This window comes from Aeromonas dhakensis (assembly GCF_000820305.1).
GTDB lineage: Bacteria > Pseudomonadota > Gammaproteobacteria > Enterobacterales > Aeromonadaceae > Aeromonas > Aeromonas dhakensis.
Genome location: NZ_CDBH01000027.1, coordinates 139,519 through 163,421 on the forward strand (window position 1 = coordinate 139,519; position 23,903 = coordinate 163,421).

The 23,903-nt window shown below is 61.1% G+C and carries 20 protein-coding genes and 9 tRNA genes; 10 read left to right on the forward strand and 19 right to left on the reverse strand.

Translation table 11 applies throughout. The features are described from left to right. Positions 1-124 precede the first annotated feature (124 nt). The 15 genes from BN1143_RS05980 to lolB form a co-directional block, all read right to left on the reverse strand. Positions 125-208: transfer RNA gene (locus tag BN1143_RS05980), tRNA-Leu, on the reverse strand. Positions 209-216: 8 nt separating this feature from the next. After that, positions 217-293 (reverse strand) — tRNA-Met (locus BN1143_RS05985). A gap of 36 nt (positions 294-329) precedes the next feature. After that, positions 330-404 (reverse strand) — tRNA-Gln (locus BN1143_RS05990). Between the two features lie 45 nt (positions 405-449). Then, positions 450-526 (reverse strand) — tRNA-Met (locus BN1143_RS05995). Between the two features lie 36 nt (positions 527-562). Beyond that, a tRNA-Gln gene (locus tag BN1143_RS06000) sits at positions 563-637 on the reverse strand. A gap of 42 nt (positions 638-679) precedes the next feature. Beyond that, positions 680-754 (reverse strand) — tRNA-Gln (locus BN1143_RS06005). Between the two features lie 146 nt (positions 755-900). Continuing rightward, a tRNA-Gln gene (locus BN1143_RS06010) sits at positions 901-975 on the reverse strand. Between the two features lie 8 nt (positions 976-983). Next, positions 984-1,060: transfer RNA gene (locus BN1143_RS06015), tRNA-Met, on the reverse strand. Positions 1,061-1,295: 235 nt separating this feature from the next. Beyond that, positions 1,296-2,387 carry a redox-regulated ATPase YchF gene (gene ychF / locus BN1143_RS06020; RefSeq protein ID WP_005298458.1) on the reverse strand — a complete coding sequence of 364 codons (1,092 nt, stop codon included), beginning with the start codon at positions 2,385-2,387 and terminating at the stop codon, positions 1,296-1,298. A gap of 254 nt (positions 2,388-2,641) precedes the next feature. Continuing rightward, positions 2,642-3,238, reverse strand: coding sequence for an aminoacyl-tRNA hydrolase (gene pth / locus BN1143_RS06025; protein WP_017765021.1), 597 nt, complete (start codon positions 3,236-3,238; stop codon positions 2,642-2,644). Positions 3,239-3,432: 194 nt separating this feature from the next. Beyond that, complete coding sequence (locus tag BN1143_RS06030) at positions 3,433-5,424, reverse strand: bifunctional metallophosphatase/5'-nucleotidase (RefSeq protein WP_042049968.1); 1,992 nt, start codon at positions 5,422-5,424, stop codon at positions 3,433-3,435. Positions 5,425-5,526: 102 nt separating this feature from the next. Then, complete coding sequence (locus BN1143_RS06035; RefSeq protein ID WP_005298464.1) at positions 5,527-6,474, reverse strand: ribose-phosphate pyrophosphokinase; 948 nt, start codon at positions 6,472-6,474, stop codon at positions 5,527-5,529. Positions 6,475-6,782: 308 nt separating this feature from the next. Further along, positions 6,783-6,857 (reverse strand) — tRNA-Gln (locus BN1143_RS06040). Then, positions 6,837-7,706 carry a 4-(cytidine 5'-diphospho)-2-C-methyl-D-erythritol kinase gene (ispE, locus tag BN1143_RS21795; RefSeq protein WP_082038453.1) on the reverse strand — a complete coding sequence of 290 codons (870 nt, stop codon included), beginning with the start codon at positions 7,704-7,706 and terminating at the stop codon, positions 6,837-6,839. The genes BN1143_RS06040 and ispE overlap by 21 nt, the downstream gene beginning before the upstream one ends. A gap of 26 nt (positions 7,707-7,732) precedes the next feature. After that, positions 7,733-8,317, reverse strand: coding sequence for a lipoprotein insertase outer membrane protein LolB (gene lolB, locus BN1143_RS06050; RefSeq protein WP_010633224.1), 585 nt, complete (start codon positions 8,315-8,317; stop codon positions 7,733-7,735). A gap of 121 nt (positions 8,318-8,438) precedes the next feature. On the opposite strand from lolB, the gene hemA reads away from it, so the two are divergent. The 7 genes from hemA (at position 8,439) to BN1143_RS06085 (ending at position 15,541) form a co-directional block, all read left to right on the forward strand. Then, positions 8,439-9,698 carry a glutamyl-tRNA reductase gene (gene hemA / locus BN1143_RS06055; RefSeq protein WP_017765025.1) on the forward strand — a complete coding sequence of 420 codons (1,260 nt, stop codon included), beginning with the start codon at positions 8,439-8,441 and terminating at the stop codon, positions 9,696-9,698. A gap of 51 nt (positions 9,699-9,749) precedes the next feature. Next, positions 9,750-10,838: a peptide chain release factor 1 gene (gene prfA / locus BN1143_RS06060; protein WP_017785090.1), complete on the forward strand. Its 1,089-nt coding sequence runs from the start codon at positions 9,750-9,752 to the stop codon at positions 10,836-10,838. Beyond that, complete coding sequence (gene prmC / locus BN1143_RS06065) at positions 10,838-11,686, forward strand: peptide chain release factor N(5)-glutamine methyltransferase (RefSeq protein ID WP_042049970.1); 849 nt, start codon at positions 10,838-10,840, stop codon at positions 11,684-11,686. The genes prfA and prmC overlap by 1 nt, the downstream gene beginning before the upstream one ends. A gap of 42 nt (positions 11,687-11,728) precedes the next feature. Further along, complete coding sequence (locus BN1143_RS06070) at positions 11,729-12,112, forward strand: SirB2 family protein (protein ID WP_010633227.1); 384 nt, start codon at positions 11,729-11,731, stop codon at positions 12,110-12,112. Between the two features lie 11 nt (positions 12,113-12,123). Beyond that, positions 12,124-12,924 (forward strand): SirB1 family protein, encoded by an 801-nt coding sequence (locus BN1143_RS06075; RefSeq protein ID WP_005298477.1) that lies wholly within the window; start codon positions 12,124-12,126, stop codon positions 12,922-12,924. Positions 12,925-13,097: 173 nt separating this feature from the next. Continuing rightward, complete coding sequence (gene kdsA / locus BN1143_RS06080) at positions 13,098-13,952, forward strand: 3-deoxy-8-phosphooctulonate synthase (protein WP_010633229.1); 855 nt, start codon at positions 13,098-13,100, stop codon at positions 13,950-13,952. Between the two features lie 308 nt (positions 13,953-14,260). Next, on the forward strand, positions 14,261-15,541 hold the full coding sequence (locus BN1143_RS06085) for a dicarboxylate/amino acid:cation symporter (protein WP_042049973.1): 1,281 nt from the start codon (positions 14,261-14,263) through the stop codon (positions 15,539-15,541). A 127-nt stretch (positions 15,542-15,668) separates the two neighbouring features. Here the strand turns inward: BN1143_RS06085 and grcA are convergent, their stop codons facing one another. Then, a complete protein-coding gene (gene grcA / locus BN1143_RS06090; RefSeq protein WP_005298483.1) occupies positions 15,669-16,049 on the reverse strand; it encodes an autonomous glycyl radical cofactor GrcA in 381 nt (126 codons plus the stop codon). An 866-nt stretch (positions 16,050-16,915) separates the two neighbouring features. Between grcA and ung the strand changes: the two genes are divergently transcribed. Both ung and BN1143_RS06100 read left to right on the forward strand, forming a co-directional pair. Continuing rightward, on the forward strand, positions 16,916-17,584 hold the full coding sequence (gene ung, locus BN1143_RS06095) for a uracil-DNA glycosylase (RefSeq protein WP_017765029.1): 669 nt from the start codon (positions 16,916-16,918) through the stop codon (positions 17,582-17,584). Positions 17,585-17,743: 159 nt separating this feature from the next. Beyond that, a complete protein-coding gene (locus BN1143_RS06100; protein ID WP_042049975.1) occupies positions 17,744-18,292 on the forward strand; it encodes a hemerythrin domain-containing protein in 549 nt (182 codons plus the stop codon). Positions 18,293-18,343: 51 nt separating this feature from the next. On the opposite strand, the gene BN1143_RS06105 is transcribed toward BN1143_RS06100, so the two are convergent. Then, on the reverse strand, positions 18,344-18,526 hold the full coding sequence (locus tag BN1143_RS06105; protein ID WP_005298488.1) for a DUF3545 family protein: 183 nt from the start codon (positions 18,524-18,526) through the stop codon (positions 18,344-18,346). A 160-nt stretch (positions 18,527-18,686) separates the two neighbouring features. Beyond that, positions 18,687-19,637 (reverse strand): transaldolase, encoded by a 951-nt coding sequence (gene tal, locus BN1143_RS06110; protein ID WP_010633233.1) that lies wholly within the window; start codon positions 19,635-19,637, stop codon positions 18,687-18,689. A gap of 742 nt (positions 19,638-20,379) precedes the next feature. Between tal and BN1143_RS06115 the strand changes: the two genes are divergently transcribed. Then, positions 20,380-21,822, forward strand: a complete 1,443-nt coding sequence (locus BN1143_RS06115; RefSeq protein ID WP_042049976.1) for an alanine/glycine:cation symporter family protein — start codon at positions 20,380-20,382, stop codon at positions 21,820-21,822. Positions 21,823-22,146: 324 nt separating this feature from the next. Here BN1143_RS06115 and BN1143_RS06120 read toward each other — a convergent pair. Beyond that, positions 22,147-23,903, reverse strand: a 1,757-nt coding sequence (locus BN1143_RS06120; protein ID WP_042049977.1) for a transglutaminase TgpA family protein, incomplete at its 5' end; no start/stop codon positions are given.

The window sequence follows — 23,903 nt, forward strand, 5'->3', positions numbered from 1 at the left end:
GCCCAGCCGTTGATACATGGGAGGGGTTGCAGACGTGCGATGGCATGGAGAGGGGAAGAGAAAAGTGGCAAACGCCGGATACAAAAAAACCAGCCTGGGCTGGTCTGTTTGGTACTGCTTTCGATGGTGCGGAAGGAGAGACTCGAACTCTCACGCCTAGGGCGCCAGAACCTAAATCTGGTGCGTCTACCAATTTCGCCACTTCCGCAAGAGTAATGGTGGCTATGACGGGATTCGAACCTGTGACCCCCGCATTATGAGTGCGATGCTCTAACCAACTGAGCTACATAGCCGTCTTGTGCACGACTTTCGTCGAATACAAGTAAAAATGGCTGGGGTACTAGGATTCGAACCTAGGGATGGCGAGATCAAAACCCGCTGCCTTACCGCTTGGCGATACCCCAACAGTGTTCTTTGCAATCAGATGATTGAAGGAACGTTTTTCAAAATGGTGGCTATGACGGGATTCGAACCTGTGACCCCCGCATTATGAGTGCGATGCTCTAACCAACTGAGCTACATAGCCGTCTTGTGTACGACTCGCGTCGCATACAAGTAAAAATGGCTGGGGTACTAGGATTCGAACCTAGGGATGGCGAGATCAAAACCCGCTGCCTTACCGCTTGGCGATACCCCAACAGCAATGTCTGACAGAGACTATCAAACATCTTTTTAAGAATGGCTGGGGTACTAGGATTCGAACCTAGGGATGGCGAGATCAAAACCCGCTGCCTTACCGCTTGGCGATACCCCAACAGCAATGTCTGACAGAGTCTATCAAACATCTTTTAACAATGGCCGGGATACCAGGATTTAAACCTGGGCACATTGACGAGCTCAACACTCATCACTGCTTCCCTTGACCTGTCACCGACACCTTAGTGCCGACAACTGAAATAATGGCTGGGGTACTAGGATTCGAACCTAGGGATGGCGAGATCAAAACCCGCTGCCTTACCGCTTGGCGATACCCCAACTAGAGATGGTGGCTATGACGGGATTCGAACCTGTGACCCCCGCATTATGAGTGCGATGCTCTAACCAACTGAGCTACATAGCCAACCTTGCTTCCAGCGCCTCGTTGCCTCGTCACTGTGCGGGCCGAATTATGCGTATCTGGCTCTGGGGCGTCAACCCTTTTTTTGTCTGAAAAAACGAATTTGAGTGCGTTTGGCGAGTTATTGGTCGCTGTCGCGCAAAAGCCCAACAATCTGGTTTTTTTTACGACATATCCAGCAGATAGGTGCTTGGGCCAGATAAAAAAAGAGGCCAGCAAATGCTGGCCTCTCATGGGATTAGACGTTGAACAGGAAGTTCATGATATCGCCATCCTTGACGATGTAATCCTTCCCTTCGGCGCGCATCTTGCCCGCTTCCTTGGCGCCTTGCTCACCCTTGTAGGCGATAAAGTCTTCGAAGGCGATGGTTTGGGCACGAATAAAGCCTTTTTCGAAGTCGGTGTGGATCTTGCCCGCGGCCTGCGGGGCGGTGGCGCCGACCGGAATGGTCCAGGCCCGCACTTCCTTCACGCCGGCAGTGAAGTAGGTCTGCAGCTTGAGCAGCTCGTAACCGGAGCGGATCACCCGGTTCAGGCCCGGCTCTTCGATGCCGAGATCCGCCATGAACTCGGCGCGATCTTCGTCATCCAGCTCGGCGATGTCCGCTTCGATGGCGCAGCAGACCACCACCACGACGGCATTCTCGGCGGCGGCGATTTCACGCACCTGATCCAGGTAGGGGTTGTTCTCGAAGCCATCTTCCGCCACGTTGGCGATGTACATGGTGGGCTTGAGGGTCAGGAAGTTCAGGTGGCTGACGGCGGCCAGCTCGTCCTTGTCCAGCTTCATGCCGCGGATCATCTGGCCGTCTTCCAGTGCCACCTTGATCTTCTCCAGCACTTCCACTTCCAGCTTGGCATCCTTGTCGCCGCCCTTGGCGCGCTTGGACTGGCGGTTGATGGCGCGCTCGCAGGCATCCAGATCGGAGAGAGCCAGCTCGGTGTTGATCACCTCGATGTCGTCAGCCGGGGAGACCTTGCCCGCCACGTGAACGATGTTCTCGTCCTCGAAGCAGCGCACCACGTGACCGATGGCCTCGGTTTCACGGATGTTGGCCAGGAACTGGTTGCCGAGGCCCTCGCCCTTGGAGGCACCGGCCACCAGGCCGGCGATGTCCACGAATTCCATGGTGGTCGGCACAACGCGCTGCGGATTGATGATGGCCGCCAGCTGGTCGAGGCGGGGATCCGGCATCGGTACCACGCCGGTGTTCGGCTCGATGGTGCAGAACGGGAAGTTGGCGGCTTCGATGCCGGCCTTGGTCAGCGCGTTGAACAGGGTGGATTTGCCTACATTGGGCAGGCCCACGATACCGCATTTAAAACCCATGGATTGTTACCTTACGTGATGGATGCTGTGTGAGGGCCGCAGAACCTGTCCATGCTCTTGCTGCGAGGCCGTGATCAAGGCTCATGTGCTGCTCGCTTATGTGAAACCAAGAGCGCTCACGTATGACTATACGCTCCGGTTCCTGCGCTGCGCTGCGCTTTACCTTGCTGACAACCTCTCGTTACAGAGCGTGAACAGGTTCTTGGGCGACCCCGTCATATTGTTCGACCCTGACGCGTGTCAGGCATCTCTATTCAGACTTTCTCGGCCTTGAAGCTGTGCAGGCGGTTCATGGCCTTGGTCATGTCCTGCTTGAACAGAATGTCGGTGGCGCGCAGGGATTCGTCCAGTGCGGCGTCGATCAGGCTCTGCTCGCTGCTGGGCGCCTTGGTCAGCACGAAACCGGCGACCAGCTCCTTGGCGCCCGGGTGACCTATCCCCAGCCGCAGCCGGAAGAAATTGTTGTTGTTGCCCATCTTGGCAATGATGTCCTTGAGGCCGTTATGGCCGCCGTGCCCACCGCCCTGCTTGAATTTGGCGATGCCGGGGGGCAGGTCCAGCTCATCGTGGGCCACCAGCATGGCTTCCGGCTCGATCTGGTAGAAGCGGGCCAGCGCAGCCACCGCTTTGCCGGAGAGGTTCATGTAGGTGTTCGGGATGAGCAGGCGCACATCCTGGCCATCTACCTGGATGCGGGCGGTGTGGCCGAAGAACTTGGGCTCTTCGCGCAGGCTGACATTGTGCCAGCGTGCCAGTTGCTCCACATACCAGGCGCCCGCATTGTGGCGAGTCTTGGCATATTCCGGGCCGGGATTGCCCAGCCCCACGATCAGTTTGATTTGGCTTGTCACGCTTGATTTCTTCACTCGCTGCTTGCAATGGGCCGACTGCCCAGGGCAATGGGACGCAATATTCTAGCCGCCGACTGGCGATCACTCAACCAAAGCTCGGCCAGTGCCGGGGAAAAGCGGGGAACCGGTGGCCAACGTCAGCAAAACGGGCCCCAGTGCGGGGCCCGTTTTGTAGCTTGCCGGCGGGGGCCGGGTTACTGCGCGGCACGCACCAGGGTGACCGTCTCTTCGTTCAGGGCGGTCAGGGTGGGACGCGCATCGCGCACGTAGGCAACGAAGGAGGCGGCGTCGGTGCCGCAATCCACGCCGCTCGCCTTGCAGTCAAGCTGATGGCCGGTGGCATAGCGGGCGGTGAGCTGATCGCCGCGCTGCTCCACCCGCTCGACCGGGAAGCCGGTCAGCTTGCCATCCTGCCAGGCGAGATCCAGCCGCTCGGCTTGCTGCGCCTGGGCGCGGGCCAGCGCCTGCCAGCCATCGTTGCCGTTGGCGCTGTAGGCATTCATCACCACCCGATAGCGCTGGCTGTCCACCAGATCCTGCCACTGGCCGTCGGCATTCTGCCACTGCAACTGGGTCAGGGCGCCGCCCTTGCCCGGGGGGGGCTCGGTGAAGGTGTAGCGCAGGTGGCCGCCGTAGGGGAACTTGCCGGCGTGGGCGCTGGCGGGCAGGGTGGCGGTGATGGTCTCGGTCAAGAGGGAACGCACGTCGGCGCCGCTCAGGGTCAGCACCGAGAGCTGGTTCTTGAACGGCAGCAGGGTGAGCGCCGCATCCCCTTCGCGCAGCTCGCCGGCCGGCAGATCGGCGCGCACGCCGCCTACCGCCAGCAGGGCGAAGTGGACTGGACCGCCGGTCAGCGCCTGCACCGCCGGGGTATTGGCCCAGTAGTACTGCCCTTCGGCCACCAGCGGGGCGACGTCGGAGCCGTGGCTGTCGCTGCCGTTGTCGCCGGGGCGGCGGGCATTTTGCAGGGCGGCCGGGATGGTAGCGATGACGGGGCCGAACGCCTGCTCCAGAGCAGGCTTGTAGTGGCTGTCGATGATGCCGCGCAGGCGCGGGTCTTCATCCACGGTTACCAGGTTGGGCTGAGCGTCGATGAACTTGCCGGCCTGCTTGCGGCGGGTCTCATCCAGTGCCTGCTTGCGGGCGGGGTCGGCGAAGAAATCGCGGCTGGCCAGCAGCTGGTTCTGACCCTGACAAGAGATGACCCGGCCCTGGGCGTCGAAACTGACCCGGGCCAGCCCGATGGCCTGGGCATAGGAGCCGGCCTGTACTACGCAGGTCATGCCGACCCCGTCCGGGTTGGTGACCAGTTGGGCGTACTCGCCGGTGTTGCCCCAGCCGATGTTGCGAAAATCGCCGAGCAGGCTGTGGGAGTGGCCACCGACGATGGCGTCGATGCCGTTCACCTTGGCCGCCAGCGCCAGATCCCGCTGGTTGCCGATGTGGGTGAGTGCCACTATGTGGTCGATGCCGTGCTGGCGTAGCAGATCCACCGTGGCCTGGGCCGAGGTGACTTCATTGCCGAACCGCAGCTTGCCGACGTTGGGGGAGATGTTGGCCATGTCCTCCAGCACCAGTCCCATCACGGCGACCAGTTGCTTGCCCTGGGGCAGGTTGTTGATGTCGGTGACCGGGCTCTTCTGGTTGCCGTCGAAGGCGTAGATGACGAACGGCTTGAGGTTGGCGGCGTGGCGCAGATTCGGATCGTCGCGGGTATCCAGGTTGGCGGCCAGTACCGGGAAGTTGACCCCCTTGATGAAGCGGGCCAGCTTCTGGTTGTCGAGATCGAATTCGTGGTTGCCCAGCGCCATGGCGTCGAGGCCGAACTGGCTCAGCAGCTCGGCGTTGGCCATCCCCTCGTTGAGCTTGAAGTAGCCGCTGCCCTGCCAGGCATCACCGCCGTGCAGCAGCAGGAGCGGCTGGTTCTTGGCCAGCGCGTCGGCCTGGAAGGATTTCGCCATGGTGAGCAGGCGCGGATAGCCGCCGAAGCGGGTGTAGAGGGTGTTGGTTTCCCCCTGCTTGCCAAAGAGAGGCCCCTTCAGCTCGGCGTTGACCGGGTCAAACTGGGAGTGGGTGTCGTTCATGTGAGCCAGGGTCAGCACGAAAGGCTGGTTTTCATTGTTGGGCTGACAGGCGAACAGGAAGCTGCAGAAGGCGAGGAGCAGCAGCGGGCGCAAGCGATTCATGGAACAATCCTTAACCTGCGACGGGGCAGGGCAGTACCGGGTGTAACTGGGACTAGAAAGACAAAAACCGCCAGCTGGCGGTTTTTGTCACAACAGGGTCTATCAATGCTCAAACATGGCAGAGATGGACTCTTCGTTGCTGATGCGGCGAATGGCTTCGGCCAGCACGGAAGAGAGCGTCAGCTGCTTGACCTTGTCGACCGCCTTCATCTCCGCGGTGAGCGGGATGGAGTCGGTGATGATCAGTTCGTCGATCACGGAGTTCTTGATGTTCTCCACGGCGGAACCGGAGAAGACCGGGTGAGTGGCGTAGGCGAAAACACGCTTGGCGCCGCGCTCTTTCAGGGCTTCTGCGGCTTTGCACAGGGTGCCGCCGGTGTCGATCATGTCGTCGACGATGATGCAGTCGCGGCCGGCCACGTCACCGATCAGGTGCATGACCTGGGAGACGTTCGGGCGGGGACGACGCTTGTCGATGATGGCGATGTCGGTATCGTCCAGCAGCTTGGCGATGGCACGGGCACGTACCACGCCGCCGATGTCCGGCGACACGACCACGGGGGATTCGAGGTTCTTGGACTTCATGTCTTCCAGCAGCACCGGGCTGCCGAACACGTTGTCGACCGGGACGTCGAAGAAGCCCTGGATTTGCTCGGCATGCAGGTCAACGGTCAGCACGCGATCCACACCGACGCTGGAGAGGAAGTCGGCGACGACCTTGGCGGTGATGGGAACACGGGCGGAGCGGACGCGGCGGTCCTGACGGGCATAGCCAAAGTAGGGAATTACGGCAGTGATACGGCCAGCTGAAGCACGACGCAGAGCATCCACCATCACGATCAATTCCATCAAATTGTCGTTGGTCGGGGCACAGGTGGATTGAATGATGAAGATATCGCCACCACGTACATTCTCGTTGATCTGTACGCTGATCTCGCCGTCGCTAAAGCGACCTACGGCAGCATTGCCGAGTTTGATAAACAGGCGATCTGCGATCTTCTGGGCTAGTTCCGGCGTTGCGTTACCAGCAAACAGCTTCATGTCAGGCACGGTTTGAAACCTCGGGGTTGCATCCAGTATGTGGAGAGTCTGATTAGACCCTTATCGTTTGGGGGCAAACGATTTATCAAGTTGACGGGTCAGACCACTATAGGCTGCTTTCAGGTCAGGTGCCCACGTTACATGCGGCAAGCCGGTTGAGCGTCGTGCTGGTCGACGCCCGTCATCCATGATGACCAGTGACCTTCCCGAAGACGACAGGGTAACGATGGGTGCTGCAACCGGCGAGGGGGAGTGTGCACTCCCGGCAAGACTGCTGCGGCAGGTGAATCGATATACCCTGTTCGATGTTCAGGAGATGGCTGGGGTACTAGGATTCGAACCTAGGAATGGCGAGATCAAAACCCGCTGCCTTACCGCTTGGCGATACCCCAATCACTGACTTGTTGCAATGTAGCGAAGAGTGGTGATATGTTCTCGCCCTTGGCGACAAATCCATCCCACTCTCTCGGCACTTTTGCCAACACTTCCCGAGCAGCCACTTCGTCTTCAAACTGAGCAAAGACGCAGGCTCCTGTGCCCGTCATTCTTGACGGCGCGTATTCTAGCAACCAGCCGAGCGCATTGGCAACCTCGGGGTGGCGCTTTTTCACCAGCAATTCGCAATCGTTTTTCCACTCCCCTTCCAGCAGATTGTGCAATGCCATTTTCGGGGTATCTCTGGGCAGGTCCGGATCCTGGAACACGGCGGCGGTCGCTACATGGCAATCGGGCTTGAGCACCAGATACCAGGCGCTCGGCAACTCGACCGGCTGCAGCCGCTCACCGACCCCCTCGGCAAAGGCGGCCTTGCCGCGCACGAACACCGGCACGTCGGCGCCCAGCTGCACGCCAAGCTCCGCCAGCGCGTCTTCGCTCAAACCGGCCTGCCAGAGGTAGTTGAGGGCGACCAGGGTGGTGGCGGCGTCCGACGAACCACCGCCGATGCCACCGCCCATGGGCAGCACCTTCTCCAGCCTGATATGGGCCCCCTGCGGGCTCGGCAGCCTGGCCTGCAGCAGACGGGCGGCGCGGATGATGAGGTTCTGTTCATCGGGCACGCCGGGAATGGCGGGGCTCAGGGTGAGCAAGTCGGTATCGGTGAGCGGCTCGAACTCGAGCCAGTCGCCGTGGTTGAGGAAGATAAACAGGGTCTGCAGCTCGTGGTAGCCGTCCGGGCGACGGCCGTTGACGTGCAAAAAGAGATTGAGTTTGGCCGGAGCCGGCCAGCGCATGGCGCTCATGGGGGAGTCCTTGTCGATGGCCGCCATCAGCGGGTGATGGTCCACTGGTTGATTTGCAGCTTGAGGCGGCTGCCCTGGCCGGTCATGGTGAGCAGGTGCGGCAGGCGATAGCCGTCCTGATCCCGGTAGTCGCCATAGACGATCTGCCACTGGCCGTCACGCACACTGGCCAGACTGCGGTCGGGATTGAGCTCGAACTCGGCCTCGCCCGGCAAGCCCTTGATCCACGCCGGCAGCCCGGCCACCGGAATGTTCCAGCCGGTGAGCTGATAGACGAGTGCCTCGGCATCCTGGCTCTGGTGCGGGTTGCCCTCGTTGTCGATCAGGGTGATCTCGCCCTTGCTGCGGGATAGCTCCAGGATGTGGGTGCCGATCAGGCTGGTGAGGTTGAGGCGATAGTCGTCGCCATCCTGCTGCCAGTTGACCCGGGCGCTGCCCTTCTGCTGGGCGGTGATGATGGCCATCTTGCCAGACAGCTGCCAATGGGTCAGTTGCTCGAGCCGGGTACGCTCCTGCTGCCAGTTGACCTGATCGCGCTGGGGTTGGGTGGTGGCACAACCGGCCAGCAACAGCAGGCAGCCAAGGGTGAAAAGACGCAACAACAAGGTCATGCTCCGGAAAAGGTGATTTGGCACAGTATACGGGGGGGTCGTATTGCTTTTAAAGACTTACCCTTTCTCGTACAATTGGCAGCCTTTACTCCCTGCGCACAGATACGATCCACGCCCACTCATGAGTTTGCTTGCCCTCGGAATCAACCACAACACCGCCAGTGTCGCCTTGCGGGAGCGGGTCGCCTTCGGCCCGGACTGCATCGATCGCGCCTTGCGTGAGCTGGTCGCCCAACCCGGTGTAAGCGAGGCGGTGATCGTCTCGACCTGCAACCGCACCGAGCTTTACTGCAGCCTGGAGCAGGGGCAGGGCGAGCAGGTGTTGCAGTGGCTGCAGCGGTTTCACGACCTGGATGCGGCCGAGGTGGTCTCCGCCATCTATCGGCATCAGGACGAGGAGGCGGTTCGCCACCTGATGCGGGTGGCCTGCGGACTCGACTCCCTGGTGCTGGGAGAGCCGCAGATCCTGGGGCAGATCAAGCAATCCTACGCCCATGCCCAGCAATCCGAGGCGGTGAAGGGGGCGCTGGAGCGTTTGTTCCAGAAATCCTTCTCGGTGGCCAAGCGGGTGCGTACCGATACCGAGATCGGCGCCAGCGCCGTGTCGGTGGCCTTTGCCGCGGTGAGCCTGGGACGGCGGATCTTCTCCGATCTCTCCCAGACCAAGGTGCTGCTGGTCGGTGCCGGCGAGACCATCGAACTGGTGGCCCGCCACCTGCGCGAACAGAACGTCACCCAGATGATGGTGGCCAACCGCACCCTGCAGCGGGCCCAGCTGCTGGCCGAGGAGTTCGGCGCCCAGGTGATGACGCTCGAAGAGATCCCGGACTACCTGCACGAGGCGGACATCGTCATCAGCTCCACCGCGAGCCCCTTGCCCATCATCGGCAAAGGCATGGTGGAGCGCGCGCTCAAGGCCCGCCGCTTCAAGCCCATGTTCCTGGTGGACATCGCCGTGCCCCGCGACATCGAGGCCGAGGTGGACGAGCTCTCGGACGCCTATCTCTACACGGTGGACGACCTGCAGGGCATCATCGAGCAGAATCTCGAGACCCGCAAACGGGCCGCCGCCGAGGCCGAGCTCATCGTGCAGGAAGAGCGCGATGACTTCATGGGCTGGTATCGCAGCCTCCACTCGGTGGATCTCATCCGCGATTACCGTCACCAGTCCCAACAGGTGGCCGATGAGGAGCTGCAGCGCGCCCTGCTGGCCCTGCAACAGGGCGAGCCTGCCGAGCAGGCGCTCAAGGCGCTGGCCCACCGCCTCACCAACAAGTTGATCCACGCACCGACCCAGGCCCTGCGCCAGGCCGCCGCCCAGGGGGATCACCACCAGCTGGCCCAGTTGCGCCAGGTGCTGGGGTTGTCACAAGAGTCATAGTTTGGGGGCGATCACCCGGTCGTCCCGTCCTCCATCGAGAACACAAGATTTATGAACCCGTCACTGATCAGAAAGCTGGAAGGCCTCATCGAGCGCCACGAAGAAGTACAGGCCATGCTCGGCGAGCCGGACGTGGCCGCGGATCAGGATCGCTACCGCGCCCTGACCCGGGAATATGCCCAGCTGGAAGATATCGTTCACGCTTTCCAGCAATTCCGCCAGGCCGAAGAGAACCTGGACGCCACCCGCCAGATGCTGGAAGAGGAGGATGCCGACCTGCGCGAGATGGCGCAGGAGGAGCTGCCGCTGGCCAAGGCGACCTTCGAGGAGCAGGAGCAGGCGCTGCAGGTGATGCTGCTGCCGCGCGACCCCAAGGATGACAACAACTGCTACCTGGAGATCCGCGCCGGCGCCGGTGGTGACGAGGCGGCGATCTTTGCGGGCGATCTGTTTCGCATGTATTCGCGCTATGCCGAGCGCCAGGGCTGGCGCGTCTCCATCGTCAGCTGCAACGACGGCGAGCATGGCGGCTACAAGGAGGTGATCGCCAAGGTAGAGGGCGAGCACGTCTACGGCCGCCTCAAGTTTGAATCCGGTGGTCACCGGGTACAGCGGGTGCCGGAAACCGAATCCCAGGGCCGGGTGCACACCTCCGCCTGTACCGTCGCCGTGCTGCCGGAAGTACCGGAAGCCGAGCAGATCGAGATCAACCCCTCGGATCTGAAGATCGACACCTTCCGCGCTTCCGGGGCCGGTGGCCAGCATGTCAACAAGACCGACTCCGCCATCCGCATCACCCACCTGCCCACCGGTCTGGTGGTGGAGTGCCAGGATGAGCGTTCCCAGCACAAGAACCGCGCCAAGGCGATGTCGGTACTCTCCGCCCGTCTGCAGGCGGCCGAGGATGAGCGCCACCGCGCCGCCGAGCAAAGCACCCGTCGCAACCTGGTGGGATCTGGGGATCGCTCCGAGCGCATTCGCACCTACAACTACCCGCAGGGGCGCCTCTCCGAGCACCGCATCAACCTCACCCTCTACCGCCTCGGCGAGATCATGGAAGGGGACCTGGACTGCGTCATCAACCCGATGATCCAGGAGTACCAGGCCGATCAGCTCGCCTCCCTGGCCGAGAGCAACTGATGCAGATCCAGCAGGCTCGCGCCCACATCATGGCGACCCTGGCAGGGGGGGAATCCCCCCGCGCCGATGCCGATGCGCTGCTCTGCCATCTGCTGGAGTGCCGGCGCAGCTACCTGATGACCTGGCCGGAGCGCGAGCTCGATGCCGCCCAGCAGGCCATCCTGCAGGGCTGGCTCGAACGCCGTCTCAATGGCGAACCCATCGCCCACCTCATCGGCGAGCGGGAGTTCTGGTCGCTGCCGCTCAAGGTGAGCCCGGCTACCCTGATCCCGCGCCCCGACACCGAGGTGCTGGTCGAGCAGGCGCTGGCGCGGCTGCCAGCAGGCCCCTGCGCCCTGCTGGATCTGGGCACCGGCACCGGCGCCATCGCACTGGCGCTCAAGTCGGAGCGACCGGATGCCGATGTATGGGCGGTAGACAGAATGCCGGCAGCGGCAGCCCTGGCCCGTGCCAACAGCGCCGCGCTGGGTCTGCCCATCGAGGTGCGCGACGGCAGTTGGTTTGAGCCTTTGGTCTCTCCCTCGTCAAGTCAGGCGCCGCGCTTTGCCATGATCGTCTCCAACCCGCCCTACATCGACGGGGCGGATCCGCACCTCGATGAGGGGGACGTGCGCTTCGAGCCCCGCTCCGCCCTGGTGGCGGACGAGCAGGGGCTGGCGGATATCCGCCTCATCGTGACCGGGGCGCCGGCCCATTTGCTGCCGGGTGGCTGGCTGTTGCTGGAGCATGGCTGGCAGCAGGGGGAGGCGGTGCGTCAACTCCTGCTGCAACAGGGCTACGTGCAGGTGGAAACCGTGCGCGATTACGGCGATAACGAGCGGGTGACCCTGGGGCGGCTGGCTCAGTGATATGACGGGCGGGCCGGGCCTGCCTCTGTTCAAGGACACGTTATGTATTTTGCTATCAAACATCTGCACTTGCTGCTGATTGGCCTGGCCGTGCTGATGTTCATGTTGCGCTTCTATTGGCTGCAGACCGGCTCGAGCCGCGCCGCCAGCGCCCGTACCCTCAGGTTGAGCGGCTGGCTCAACGGCCTGGTGGTGCTCTCCGGCGTGCTGCTGTGCATGGTGCTGGATCTCAATCCGCTCAACAACGCCACCCCCTGGCTCAGCGAGAAGCTGACCGCCATCCTGGTGGTGGCTTTTTTGGCCATGATGGCACTGCGCCTGGCCCGCAGTAACGGCATCCGCTGGTTTGCGTTTCTGGGAGCCCTCGGCTGGCTCTTCTTCATCGCCAAGCTGGCCGTCTACAAGCAGGCCAGCCTGTTCGGTTAAGGATGATGACGATGATACGCGTAGACGAATGGACCGATTTCGAAGCCCATGACATCGCCGAGCTGGCGCTGTCGGTGAGCGACGAGATCCATGGCATCAGCGGCCGCGGGACGGCGGAGCTGGCCCGGCTCGACGCCTGGCTGGACGAGGCCATCGAGGAAGGGGATTGCGACCAGGTGCGCCGCCAGCTGCTGCAGGGCTTCTACCAGACCTTAGGGTTTCACGGCGACTGGCAGGACTACTTCTCGGTGGCTAACTGCGATCTGGCTCAGGTTCTGGCCCGCAAGCAGGGCATTCCGGTCAGCCTTGGCATCCTCATCATTCAGCTGGGGCGCAAGCTCGGGCTGGATGTGGAGGGAATCTGCTTCCCCGGCCACTTCCTGGTGAGCTTCGCCGGCAGCGAGGGAGAGGTCTATGTGGACCCCTTCACCGGCGACGAGTTGAGCCTGCACCACATCGAGCTGCTGCTGCGCGGGGCCCTCGGCAACCTGGCCACCCTCACCTCGGATCATCTGCAACCTGCCGGCCAGTGGGAGATCATCGAGCGGCTGCTCAACGTGAGCAAGGGCGCCCTGCTGCGGGAAGACCGGATGACCGAGGCGCTGCGTTGCAGTGAACTGCTGCTGCGGATGAAGCCCGGTGACCCGCTGGAGACGCGGGATCGCGGTTTCATCTACGAGCAGCTCGACTGCCCGCGCTTCGCCGCCGACGATTTTGAGTACTTTATTGAACAGTGCCCGGACGATCCGGTGGCCGATGTGCTGAAAGCCCAGCTGGCCGCGCTGGATCTGAGCCCCAAGCCCCTCCACTGAGGAGTTAACGGCTTCGCAAGCATGGCGAGGCCCTGGCCGAATTGAGAGTCCCATGCCGCTGCATGCAAGGCCTGGGAGATGCAACAGAAGAGTATCGAGGCCATGCTGCCCTGGGCAGCGCGGCCGGATGTGGATTCAAGCCCTGCAAGCCCTTTTACCTAAGGAAGCCTGAGATGGAACAGAAGAATATCAAGGTCAATAGCATCGACGTCGCCAACGACAAACCGTTCGTGTTGTTCGGTGGCATGAACGTGCTGGAATCGCGCGACATGGCGATGGCCGTGTGCGAGAAGTACGTGGAAGTGACCTCCAAGCTGGGTATCCCGTTCGTGTTCAAGGCGAGCTGGGACAAGGCCAACCGCTCCTCCATCCACTCCTACCGCGGTCCGGGTCTGGAGGAGGGGATGAAGATCTTCCAGGAGCTGAAAGCGACCTTCGGCATGCCGGTGATCTCCGATCTGCACGAGCCCCATCAGGCCAAACCGGTGGCCGAGGTGGTCGACGTCATCCAGCTGCCCGCCTTCCTGGCGCGCCAGACCGATCTGGTGGAGGCCATGGCCCGCACCGGCAACGTCATCAACATCAAGAAGCCGCAGTTCTTGAGCCCAAGCCAGATGAAGAACATCACCGACAAGTTCGAGGAGTGCGGCAACGACCGTCTGATCCTGTGCGAGCGCGGCGTCAACTTCGGTTATGACAACCTGGTGGTGGACATGCTGGGGCTGGGGGTGATGAAGAAGAGCACCGGCGGCTACCCGGTCATCTTCGACGTGACCCACTCCCTGCAGTGCCGCGATCCCATGGGCGCCGCCTCCGGCGGTCGTCGCGAGCAGGTGGCCGAGCTGGCCCGTGCCGGCATGGCGGTCGGTCTGGCCGGTCTGTTCATCGAATCCCACCCGGACCCCAAGGTGGCCCGTTGCGACGGCCCGAGCGCGTTGCCGCTGGAGAAGCTGGAAGGCTTCCTCAAGCAGATGAAGGCCATCGACGATCTGGTCAAGGGCTTCGAGCCGCTCGATACTTCCATCTGAACCTGGCCCACGCTGGCCCCATAAAAATGCCCCGCACTGCGGGGCATTTTTGTTTTCGCGCTGTTTTTATTTCCTGGGCCAGCATAAATCAATCGCGGAATAAATACATCCTGGTTGCCATGGTGTTAATGTTGTTAAATCTGTTGTGTGATTGATGTCTATTAATTGCTTCTTTCAACATGTGAAAGTAGCCCCTGTTGTGATGAGGGAACGGCACGAACCGGGCGAGATAATTCATATTTCGTCACGGCTTGCTGCATGCGTATTTCTGCCATGACACATCTCATTAAACTGACAGGACGTTAAGAATGCAGAAAAAAATAGTCAGCAGCCTGTATTTTCAGGTGTTGTTAGCGATCACCCTCGGAGTCATCCTGGGGCATATATATCCCGACCTTGGTGCGGACATGAAACCGCTCGGAGATGGCTTCGTCAAATTAATCAAAATGATCATCGCCCCGGTTATATTCTGCACCGTGGTGACCGGCATTGCCGGCATGGAGAGCATGAAAGCGGTGGGTAAAACCGGCGCCATCGCGCTGCTCTATTTTGAAGTGGTCAGCACCATCGCCCTCATCATCGGGCTGTGCGTGGTCAACCTGCTGCAACCGGGGGTGGGCATGAACGTCGACCCCGCCACGCTGGACGCCAGCGCCATCTCTGCCTACGCCGAACAGGCCAAGGCACAGGGCATCATCCCCTTCCTGCTGGACGTGATCCCGGGTAGCGTGATCGGTGCCTTCGCCAGCGGCAATATTCTGCAGGTACTGTTATTTGCGGTGCTGTTCGGCTTCTCCCTGCACCATATCGGCGAGAAGGGAAAGGTGATATTCAATGTCATCGACAGCTTCTCCCAGGTTATTTTCGGGATCATCAACATGATCATGCGGCTGGCGCCGGTGGGTGCATTTGGTGCCATGGCATTTACCATCGGGAAATATGGTATCGGCTCGCTGGTTCAGCTCGGACAATTAATCGCCTGCTTCTACATGACCTGCCTGCTGTTTATTTTCCTGGTACTGGGCAGTATTGCCAGAGCGAATGGTTTCAGCATTCTGCGTTTTATTTCCTATATCCGGGAAGAGCTGCTGATCGTGCTTGGTACATCCTCTTCTGAATCTGTATTGCCGCGCATGCTGGTCAAGATGGAGGCGCTCGGTTGCAAGAAGTCGGTGGTGGGGCTGGTGATCCCGACCGGTTATTCCTTCAACCTGGACGGTACCTCCATCTATCTGACCATGGCAGCCATCTTCATCGCCCAGGCCACCAACACCCCGCTCGATCTGTTCCAGCAGATCACCCTGCTGGTGGTGCTGCTCATCTCCTCGAAGGGGGCGGCCGGGGTGACCGGCAGCGGCTTCATCGTGCTGGCAGCTACCATCTCGGCGGTGGGCCACCTGCCGCTGGCCGGGCTGGCGTTGATCCTCGGCATCGATCGCTTCATGTCGGAGGCCCGCGCCCTGACCAACCTCATCGGCAACGGGGTGGCAACTCTGGTGGTGGCCCGTTACTGCGATCAGCTCGACGAGCAGCAGATGCACGAGGCGCTGAGCAACCCGCCGCAAGCCGTCAAGGTGGATCAGTATTGAGCCACCGATACCTGCGCCGTGCGCTGCCAGCCTGTCGAGCAAGGGCAGCCAACGGGGGGGGAATTCAAGCCATAAAAAAACGGCCCGTTTGGGCCGTTTTCCATGATACCGGTTGCTGCAGAGCGACTTACAGGCTCTGGGTGAAGGTGCGGGTCACCACGTCACGCTGCTGTTCCGGGGTCAGTGCGTTGAAGCGCACGGCGTAGCCGGAGACGCGGATGGTCAGCTGCGGGTACTTCTCCGGGTTGGCGATGGCGTCTTCCAGGGTCTCGCGACGCAGGACGTTGACGTTCAGGTGCTGGCCACCTTCGACGGCCGGCTCGGCTTGTACCGGCAGTTCACGGTACTCGAACTGGCCCAGGTCGGAGAGGCTGACTTCCTGATCGGCGGCAAAGGCATCGCCCTTGGCGCAGATGCAGCGAGCCTGTTGCTTCTCTTCGTCCAGCAGCCAGAACGAGTTCAGCAGAGCGGCGTTGGCAGACTGGGTGATTTGGATGCCCTTGATCATGGTATGACTCCTCATAGGAAAGCGGATTCAACTGTAAGGACATTACCCTGATGTATTTAAACCACCGGGATGATTTAAAGGGCCCTTGCCTTACACCTTTACTTTGTTGGGTCATATATACCACGACGGTAATATTACGAAAATTGATCTAAATCAAAAAATACGCGATCTGTGCGGATGTGGAGGGATTAAATTATTGAGGTTAATCAAAAATAGGTCATTTTTCTGATTATGAAAGATATCCAAATTATGCATCTTTCATTAATTAAATCTAGTAATTTAACTACATCTTTTCATGTTCCAGCCCGCTCGAAGCTGGATTCGCCATACAGTAGGTGAAGGGGATAAGCCAATGATGGGGATACGCCAAAAAGGTGAAGGAGAGGCTTAACCAAGGCAAGAGAGGGCGATGGGGGTCGGCAGGCAAGCGGGAGAGTAGCCCTGCCATCGCCAGACGAGGCCATGGAGAGTCGCGTGGGAGTTCAGTGCCGACCTCTTGCTCACCCGAAGATGGCCGACGGCGACCGAAAGGTGAGCGCGGTGGCCACGGCTTGGCCGGGAGGAGGAACCCGCAGGGGCATCCTGGTTGCGTCTTGGGGGCTGGCCCCCTATCCTGAGCCCCTTGCTGCATTAATGGGGGCAGGGGGCGCGTGCTGGCCGATTGGCCTGCGTAAAAAGCAAGGTGACCCCGGGCCTGCCGTATTCATCGAGGATGGTGGCGTGCTGTGCTGTGCCCGTGTGGGTGAGCAGGGCGCAGGCCATCCATCCGGCCCTGTAGATCGAGGAGAGAGGCGCACCGACCTGCACGCACGAGCGGCCGGGTCGAAATAAGCGCCTCCCCCGACAGATTCAATGAGGAGATTGGGGTGCTGACCTGGACTGATGTGATTGGCTCCGAGAAGGAGCAGGACTATTTCAAGGCAACCCTGGCGACCGTCAGGAGCGAGCGGGAGGCGGGCAAGGTGATCTACCCGCCGGCCACCGACGTGTTCAACGCCTTCAAGCTGACCGAGCTGGATCAGGTCAAGGTGGTGATCCTGGGTCAGGATCCCTATCACGGTCCGAACCAGGCCCATGGCCTCTGCTTCTCCGTGCTGCCCGGCGTGCGTACGCCTCCCTCGCTGGTGAACATCTACAAGGAGATGCAGCGGGATCTGCCGGGTTTTGTCACACCCAATCACGGTTTTCTGGAGTCCTGGGCCACCCAGGGGGTATTGCTGCTCAATACGGTGCTGACGGTGCAGGCGGGCCAGGCTCACTCCCATGCCCATCTGGGCTGGGAAACCTTCACCGACCGTGTCATCGAGCAGATCAACGCCAGCTGTCAGGGGGTGGTCTTCCTGCTGTGGGGCGCCCACGCCCAGAAGAAGGGACGTTTCATCGACCGGAGCCGCCACCACGTGCTGAGTGCCCCCCATCCCAGCCCGCTCTCGGCCCATCGCGGCTTCATCGGCTGTGGCCACTTCTCCGAGACCAACCGCTTGCTGAGCCAGCAGGGGATGAGCCCCATCAACTGGCACTCGGTCTGCGAATAACGCGGGGGCAGATAGCCGTGATTTGCTCCGTCGGGAGGGTGGGGCAGCATGCGCCACTGGCCGTTTTCTCTGCAGCTGACTTGATTGAGTGCAAAGTTGGCGCGATAAATGGCCGTATACTCGGATCAGAATCGTTTCATTTCAGCGCAAGGAGTGCCCATGTTAGCGAGTCTGCACAAGGATCATCTCAACATCGCCCGGTTGCTGGGTCTGCTCAAGCAGAAGCTGGCGGCCATTCGCAGCGAAGAAAGGGTCAGCTATTTCCTGATCCGCGATGTGGTGGATTACCTGCGGGAGGTATCGGACAAGTATCACCATCCGAAGGAAGACATCATTTATGACTATTACCTCAAGTACCGGGTAGTGGAAGGGGATGTGGCCAACCGGCTGCAACAGGAGCATGCCAAGCTGGTGGAGGCCGGTGCCGAGCTCAGGGAGATGGTGGAGATGATCCTGATGGATGCGGTCATTCCGCTCGATCAGTTCACCGCCAAGCTGGAGCAGTTCGTGGCGCTGCAGGAGGCGCACATGAACTACGAAGAGGGGGTCATCTTCCCCCATCTGCGCGACTCGCTGACCGAGGATGACTGGCGTCACCTCGAGCAGGTCTGGCAGAACCGCGCCATCGGGGATCCCCTGTTCGGGCCCGAGATCAGCCAGCACTTTCAGGATCTGGCCAGGCGCCTGTCGCTGCCGATCTCTTCCTGAGGGTCGACACTCCCTTGAAAAACAAGGCCCCGGTTAACCGGGGCCTTGTTTTTACAGTTCGATCTCGTCTGAGAGACCTTCGTAGGCGATGTCGATGGATTGCAGCTCCTTCTGCAGGCGATGCTTGTCTTTCAACGCCTCTATCTCACGCCATTTACGTTTTTTTCCCGTTGTCCCGCGGCTACGTGAACCGAGCTCAACTACATCTTCATAATCGAAGTTGAACATTTCCATGGCTCCCTCCTTGGTTATTCTCGTTTTCACCATCCGTATAACATACCGGCATTGAAAATAAAACGTTTTCGTGACGAACCCATGACAGCGGATCCTGCGCCCATAAAAAAACCGGGTGCCCTTGCGGGAACCCGGTTTTTGTCGGCAGATGGCGCAGCGATCAGAGGCGGCTGGCCAGCATGGTTTCCAGCTTGCCCTGGTCGATGGCAAACATGCGGATGCCTTCGCCCAGCTTCTCGTGAGCCATGGCGTCCTGGTTCAGTTCCCAGCGGAATTCGGCCTCGGTCATCGGGGTCGGTTTGGCCTTGCGCTCGCCGGTGTAGTCCAGCTTGCGAACCACGGCACCTTCCGCCTTGCTCAGCTCTTCCAGCAGGGCCGGGCCAATGGTCAGACGGTCGCAGCCGGCCAGTTCCAGGATCTCGCCGGTATTGCGGAAGCTGGCACCCATGACCACGGTCGGGTAGTCGTGCTGTTTGTAGTAGTTGTAGATGGAGGTGACGGAGACCACGCCCGGATCTTCGCTGGCGGTGTAGTCACGGCCGTTCTTGGCCTTGTACCAGTCGAGGATGCGGCCCACGAACGGGGAGATCAGGAAGGCGCCGGCTTCGGCACAGGCACGAGCCTGGGCGAAGGAGAACAGCAGGGTCAGGTTGCACTGGATACCCTCTTTCTCCAGTACCTCGGCGGCACGGATCCCCTCCCAGGTGGAGGCCAGCTTGATCAGGATGCGATCGTTGCTGATACCGGCGTCGTTGTAGAGACGGATCAGTTTGCGGGCCTTGGCGATGCTGGCCTCGGTGTCGAAGGAGAGACGGGCGTCCACTTCGGTGGAGATGCGGCCCGGGACGATCTTCAGCACTTCCAGACCGATGTTGACCGCCAGCTTGTCGCCCGCGTCGATGATTTGCTGTGCCTTGTCCTGGCTCTGGGCCTTGGCCCAGGTGACGGCGTCTTCGATCAGCGCCGCGTACTCGGGGATCTCGGATGCCTTCAACACCAGAGAGGGGTTGGTGGTGGCATCGATGGGCTGGTAGCGCTTGATGGCTTCGATATCGCCGGTGTCGGCGACAACTGTGGTCAGGGCTTTCAGCTGGGTTAATTTATCGGCCATGGCAAATATCATCTCTTTATGAGGGCGCACTCTCTTGGTGAGGACGCAGGCTCGGGGGTGGCGGGCGTGAGACGACAGTTCTGAAATAAAATTACAAAATCCCGGCGACTCAGGCTCAGAAAAGCGCGATGGGCGGGCCCCATCGTCATTGCCTGCCTAATTAATACGGATGTGGCTCATCCTGCAATAGGGGGGGCTGTATGCTTATCAGCCACTCCCTGGCGCAGGCGGGAAGGAGTGGATAAAAGTGTTTGATAAAAAACAACTTTTATCTGTTTTTAGTCGCTGAAATTATCCTTCGTCAAAAACAACTTTTTTGGTTGATTATCTGTTTTGTGCCCTCGATCACATAAATTGTGTGGTTAGCCACTTGAAATTTTATTACGTGTAAAACGTTTGGCGAAACCGGGCCGTTTTGGCATTCCCGACGGGTAAACGCTTGCGTAATGGTTTGCCTCCGTTTTCCCGCTTCTACCTCTATGTAGATAATTGCCAAAAGGTTTTCTTATGGGTCTAATTTGTTGGCCGATTGATTGGATTCTCAGTTTTGTTGAAATTTTGCGAGTTAAATGAAGCTTTATTGCGCTAAAACGCTCGTTTTTTGTTTCCGTAGTGATCCCGATCACTATTCTGAACTCCTTCGCTATGCTAGATTCCGCCCCTTTAGTGAACCGCAAATTCAGAAATCGACAGCAAGGGGTCAGCGCAGACTGACCATGGATGTGATAACAACGAGAGAAATATGGACACCTTGATCGCAATGATTAACGACCTGATGTGGGGAGCCGTGCTCATCTACCTGCTCATCGGCGTCGGCATCTTCTTCACCTTCCGCCTGGGTTTTATCCAGATCCGCCACTTCGGCCACATGTTCTCCGTCTTGCGCAACAGCCGCAAATCAGACAAGGCCGGCATCTCCTCCTTCCAGGCCCTCTGTACCAGCCTTGCCGCCCGCGTCGGCACCGGCAATCTGGCCGGGGTGGCGGTAGCCATCTATCTGGGTGGCCCGGGCGCCATCTTCTGGATGTGGCTGATCGCCTTCATCGGCATGGCGACCGCCTTCGTTGAAAGCACCCTGGCCCAGCTCTACAAGGTCAAGGATGAGGATGGCAACTACCGTGGTGGCCCCGCCTACTACATGGAGAAGGGGCTCGGCATGCGCTGGATGGGGGTGCTGTTCTCGCTCTGCCTGATCCTGGCGTTTGGTCTGGTGTTCAACGCGGTGCAAGCCAACTCCATCAGCCTGGCGATGAACGTGGCGTTCGGCATTCCCGACTGGGTTAGCGGTCTGGCACTGGTGGTGCTCTCCGGCCTCATCATCTTCGGTGGCATCCGCGGCATCGCCCGCTTCGCCGAGCTGGTGGTGCCCTTCATGGCACTGGCCTACATCCTGATGGCGCTGTTCGTGGTGCTGGTCAACATTCACGAGTTGCCGGGCGTGTTCAGCCTCATCATCAAGTCCGCTCTCGGTCTTGAGCAGGCAGGCTCGGGTGCGCTGGGTTACGCCATCTCCCAGGCGATGATCAATGGCATCAAGCGCGGCCTCTTCTCCAACGAAGCGGGCATGGGCTCCGCCCCCAACGCCGCCGCAACTGCGACCCCCTATCCGCCGCACCCGGCCTCCCAGGGTTACGTGCAGATGCTGGGGGTGTTCCTCGACACCATCGTCATCTGTACCTGTACTGCCGCCATCATCCTGATGTCCGGCCAGTTTGAGCCTGGCTCAGGCATCACAGGTGTTGAGCTGACCCAGCGGGCGCTCTCCTCCCAGATCGGTGGCGGTGGCAACATCTTCATCGCGGCGGCCATCTTCTTCTTCGCCTTCACCTCCATCGTGGCGAACTACTCCTACGCCGAGACCAACCTGGTGTTCCTCGAGCACAACCACAAGGGCGGCCTGATGCTGTTCCGCTTGTTCGTGCTGGGCATGGTGATGTTCGGTTCGGTGGGCGAGCTGCCGACCGTGTGGGCCATGGCGGATGTCTCCATGGGGCTGATGGCCATCGTCAACCTGGTGGCCATCCTGCTGCTATCGGGCGTGGCCATCAAGCTGGCCAAGGATTACAACGACCAGCTCAAGCTGGGCAAGCTGCCCACCTTCGATGCCAACAAGTACCCCGAGATCCGCAGCCAGCTGGAAGAGGGTATCTGGGACAATCCGGCGCAAAACAGCAAGCAGGCATAAGCCTCGCAGTCGCCGTTGTCTGATAACAAGGGGAGCCATGGGCTCCCCTTTTGTTTGGGCGCCATTTCATCGCAGTCAGCTTTGGGCATCCCAGCGCCGGTAGAGCTGGCGCAGTCGTCGCCGTATCTTGTGCAAGGTGTGTTGACGCTACACTGGCGTCAGCTGTGGGCATCCCCGCGCCGGCAGATCTGACGCAGTCGTCGCCGTACCTTGTGCAAGGTGTGTTGACGCTACACTGCCGTCAGCTGCGGGCATCCCAGCGCCGACAGATCTGACGCAGTCGTCGCCGTACCTTGTGCAAGGTGTGTTGACGCTACACTGCCGTCAGCTGTGGGCATCCCAGCGTCTGCAGATCTGACGTAGCCGACGCCGCAACTGGCGCAGGGTGCGTTGGCGCTGCGTGGGCGACAGCGGGGCATAACGCCAGCGCCGGTAGAGCCAGGCCCCCTGTCGCAGCGGCCGCGCCAGCAAGGGTCTGAGGTCGGCGAGGCGCTCGCACCAGCTGGCCAGGCTTTCCCCGTCCAAGGGCTGCCAGCCGTGGCGGGCGGCGCGCCGGCGCAGGGGCTGCCATAGCCGCAGTCTCGCCGGGGTCGGGCCACGCCAGAGCAGCAACCCGCCCACCAGAGTCGCCACCCCCGACAGGGCGGCCAGAATAAGCCAGTGGGTATGGCCTGAGAGCGCCGGCCAGCGTTGCCCCAGCTGTTGCCACAGGTTGGCCGCATCATAGTTGAGTACCCAGCGGGTCCATTGATAATCGAGGTTGGCCCCCCACCAGCGCAGCTGGTTGAGCAGGGCCCAGTTGCGATAGCGCTGCAAAGAGAGCGGGTCAGCGGCGGCGAACTCGCCAGCCAGGGCTGCCGGCACGCCCCCCTCAATGCGCTGGGGTGCCACCGCGGCGGTGGGATCGAGCCGCTGCCAGCGGTTCTGCTCATCCAGATACTCCACCCAGGCGTGGGCATCGAACTGGTGTACCTCCAGATAGTTGCCCCTCGGATTCCACTCGCCGCCAAGGTAGCCGGTCACCAGCCGGGCCGGGATGCCGGCCGCCCGCAGCACGAAGGCGGTGGCCATGGCGTAGTGGCCGCAAAAGCCGCGCCGGCTCTCGAACAGAAAATCATCCACCCCGTCCTGCCCCAGCCGTGGTGGCTGCAGGGTGTAGTAGAAGTCGCCCTGACGAAACTCACCCAGCAGGGCGGCGGCGAGCGCCTCTGGCGCCGGATGGCGAGCTTTGAGCATCAGGGCGTGGGCCCGTGCCTTGGGGTTGCCGGCGGCGGGCAGCTGCAGGTTGAGCTGGCGGGTCGCCTGGCTGGCTGGTGGCGCCGTGGCGGCCGTGCTGACCCGGTAGCTGATGCGGCCATCCCCCCGATCACGACGATAGAGAGTGGCGAGGGGGCTCAAGGTGACCGGGCCGCTCAACACCTCGGGGTTGGCCAGGGCCAGGGTCCAGCGGTGGCGCTGGGGCTCGGCGATCACCTGATAGCCGCCGGCAGGCAGCGGCGTGGTCGGGTTGGCCGCCAGCTGCGTCTGCACGGATTGGGACTGTTGCCAGCGACGCACCTCATCGCTTAACAACCAGCGGCGGCCATCGAACAGCTCCTGGCGCATCAGCGGGAAGTAGCGCTCCTGCGGCAGGAGCGGCGCTGAGGCGAAGCTGATGCGAAAAGCCAGCTCGGAGGAGTTGACCAGTTCGCTGATGTCGCCGGGGGCCACCTCCTCCGAGAGGCCGGAGAGGGCGCGGTTGCTGCTTGGCATCTGCCAGAGCGGCGGTAGCCTTGGCAGCAGCAGGAACAGGGTGAGCAGCAGGGGCGCGGCCAGCAGCAGGGTGACGCCGGCGCGCAGCCACAGCCGTCGGCCGAGGGGCTGCACCGCCGCCAGCAGGGTGGTGACTGCCAGCCAGAGCGCCCCCGCCATCGCCAGGGCCCACCCCATGCTTTGCCGTTGCACCAGTGCCAGCGCGACCAGAAAGAAGGCGAGCAGCAGCACCTGCTCCACATCCCGCTCCCGCCGTACCTCGATGAGCTTGAGGCCGTAGCCGAGCCAGAGCAGGTTGATGAGGGCCGGCAGGGTGCCGAGCTGGCGCC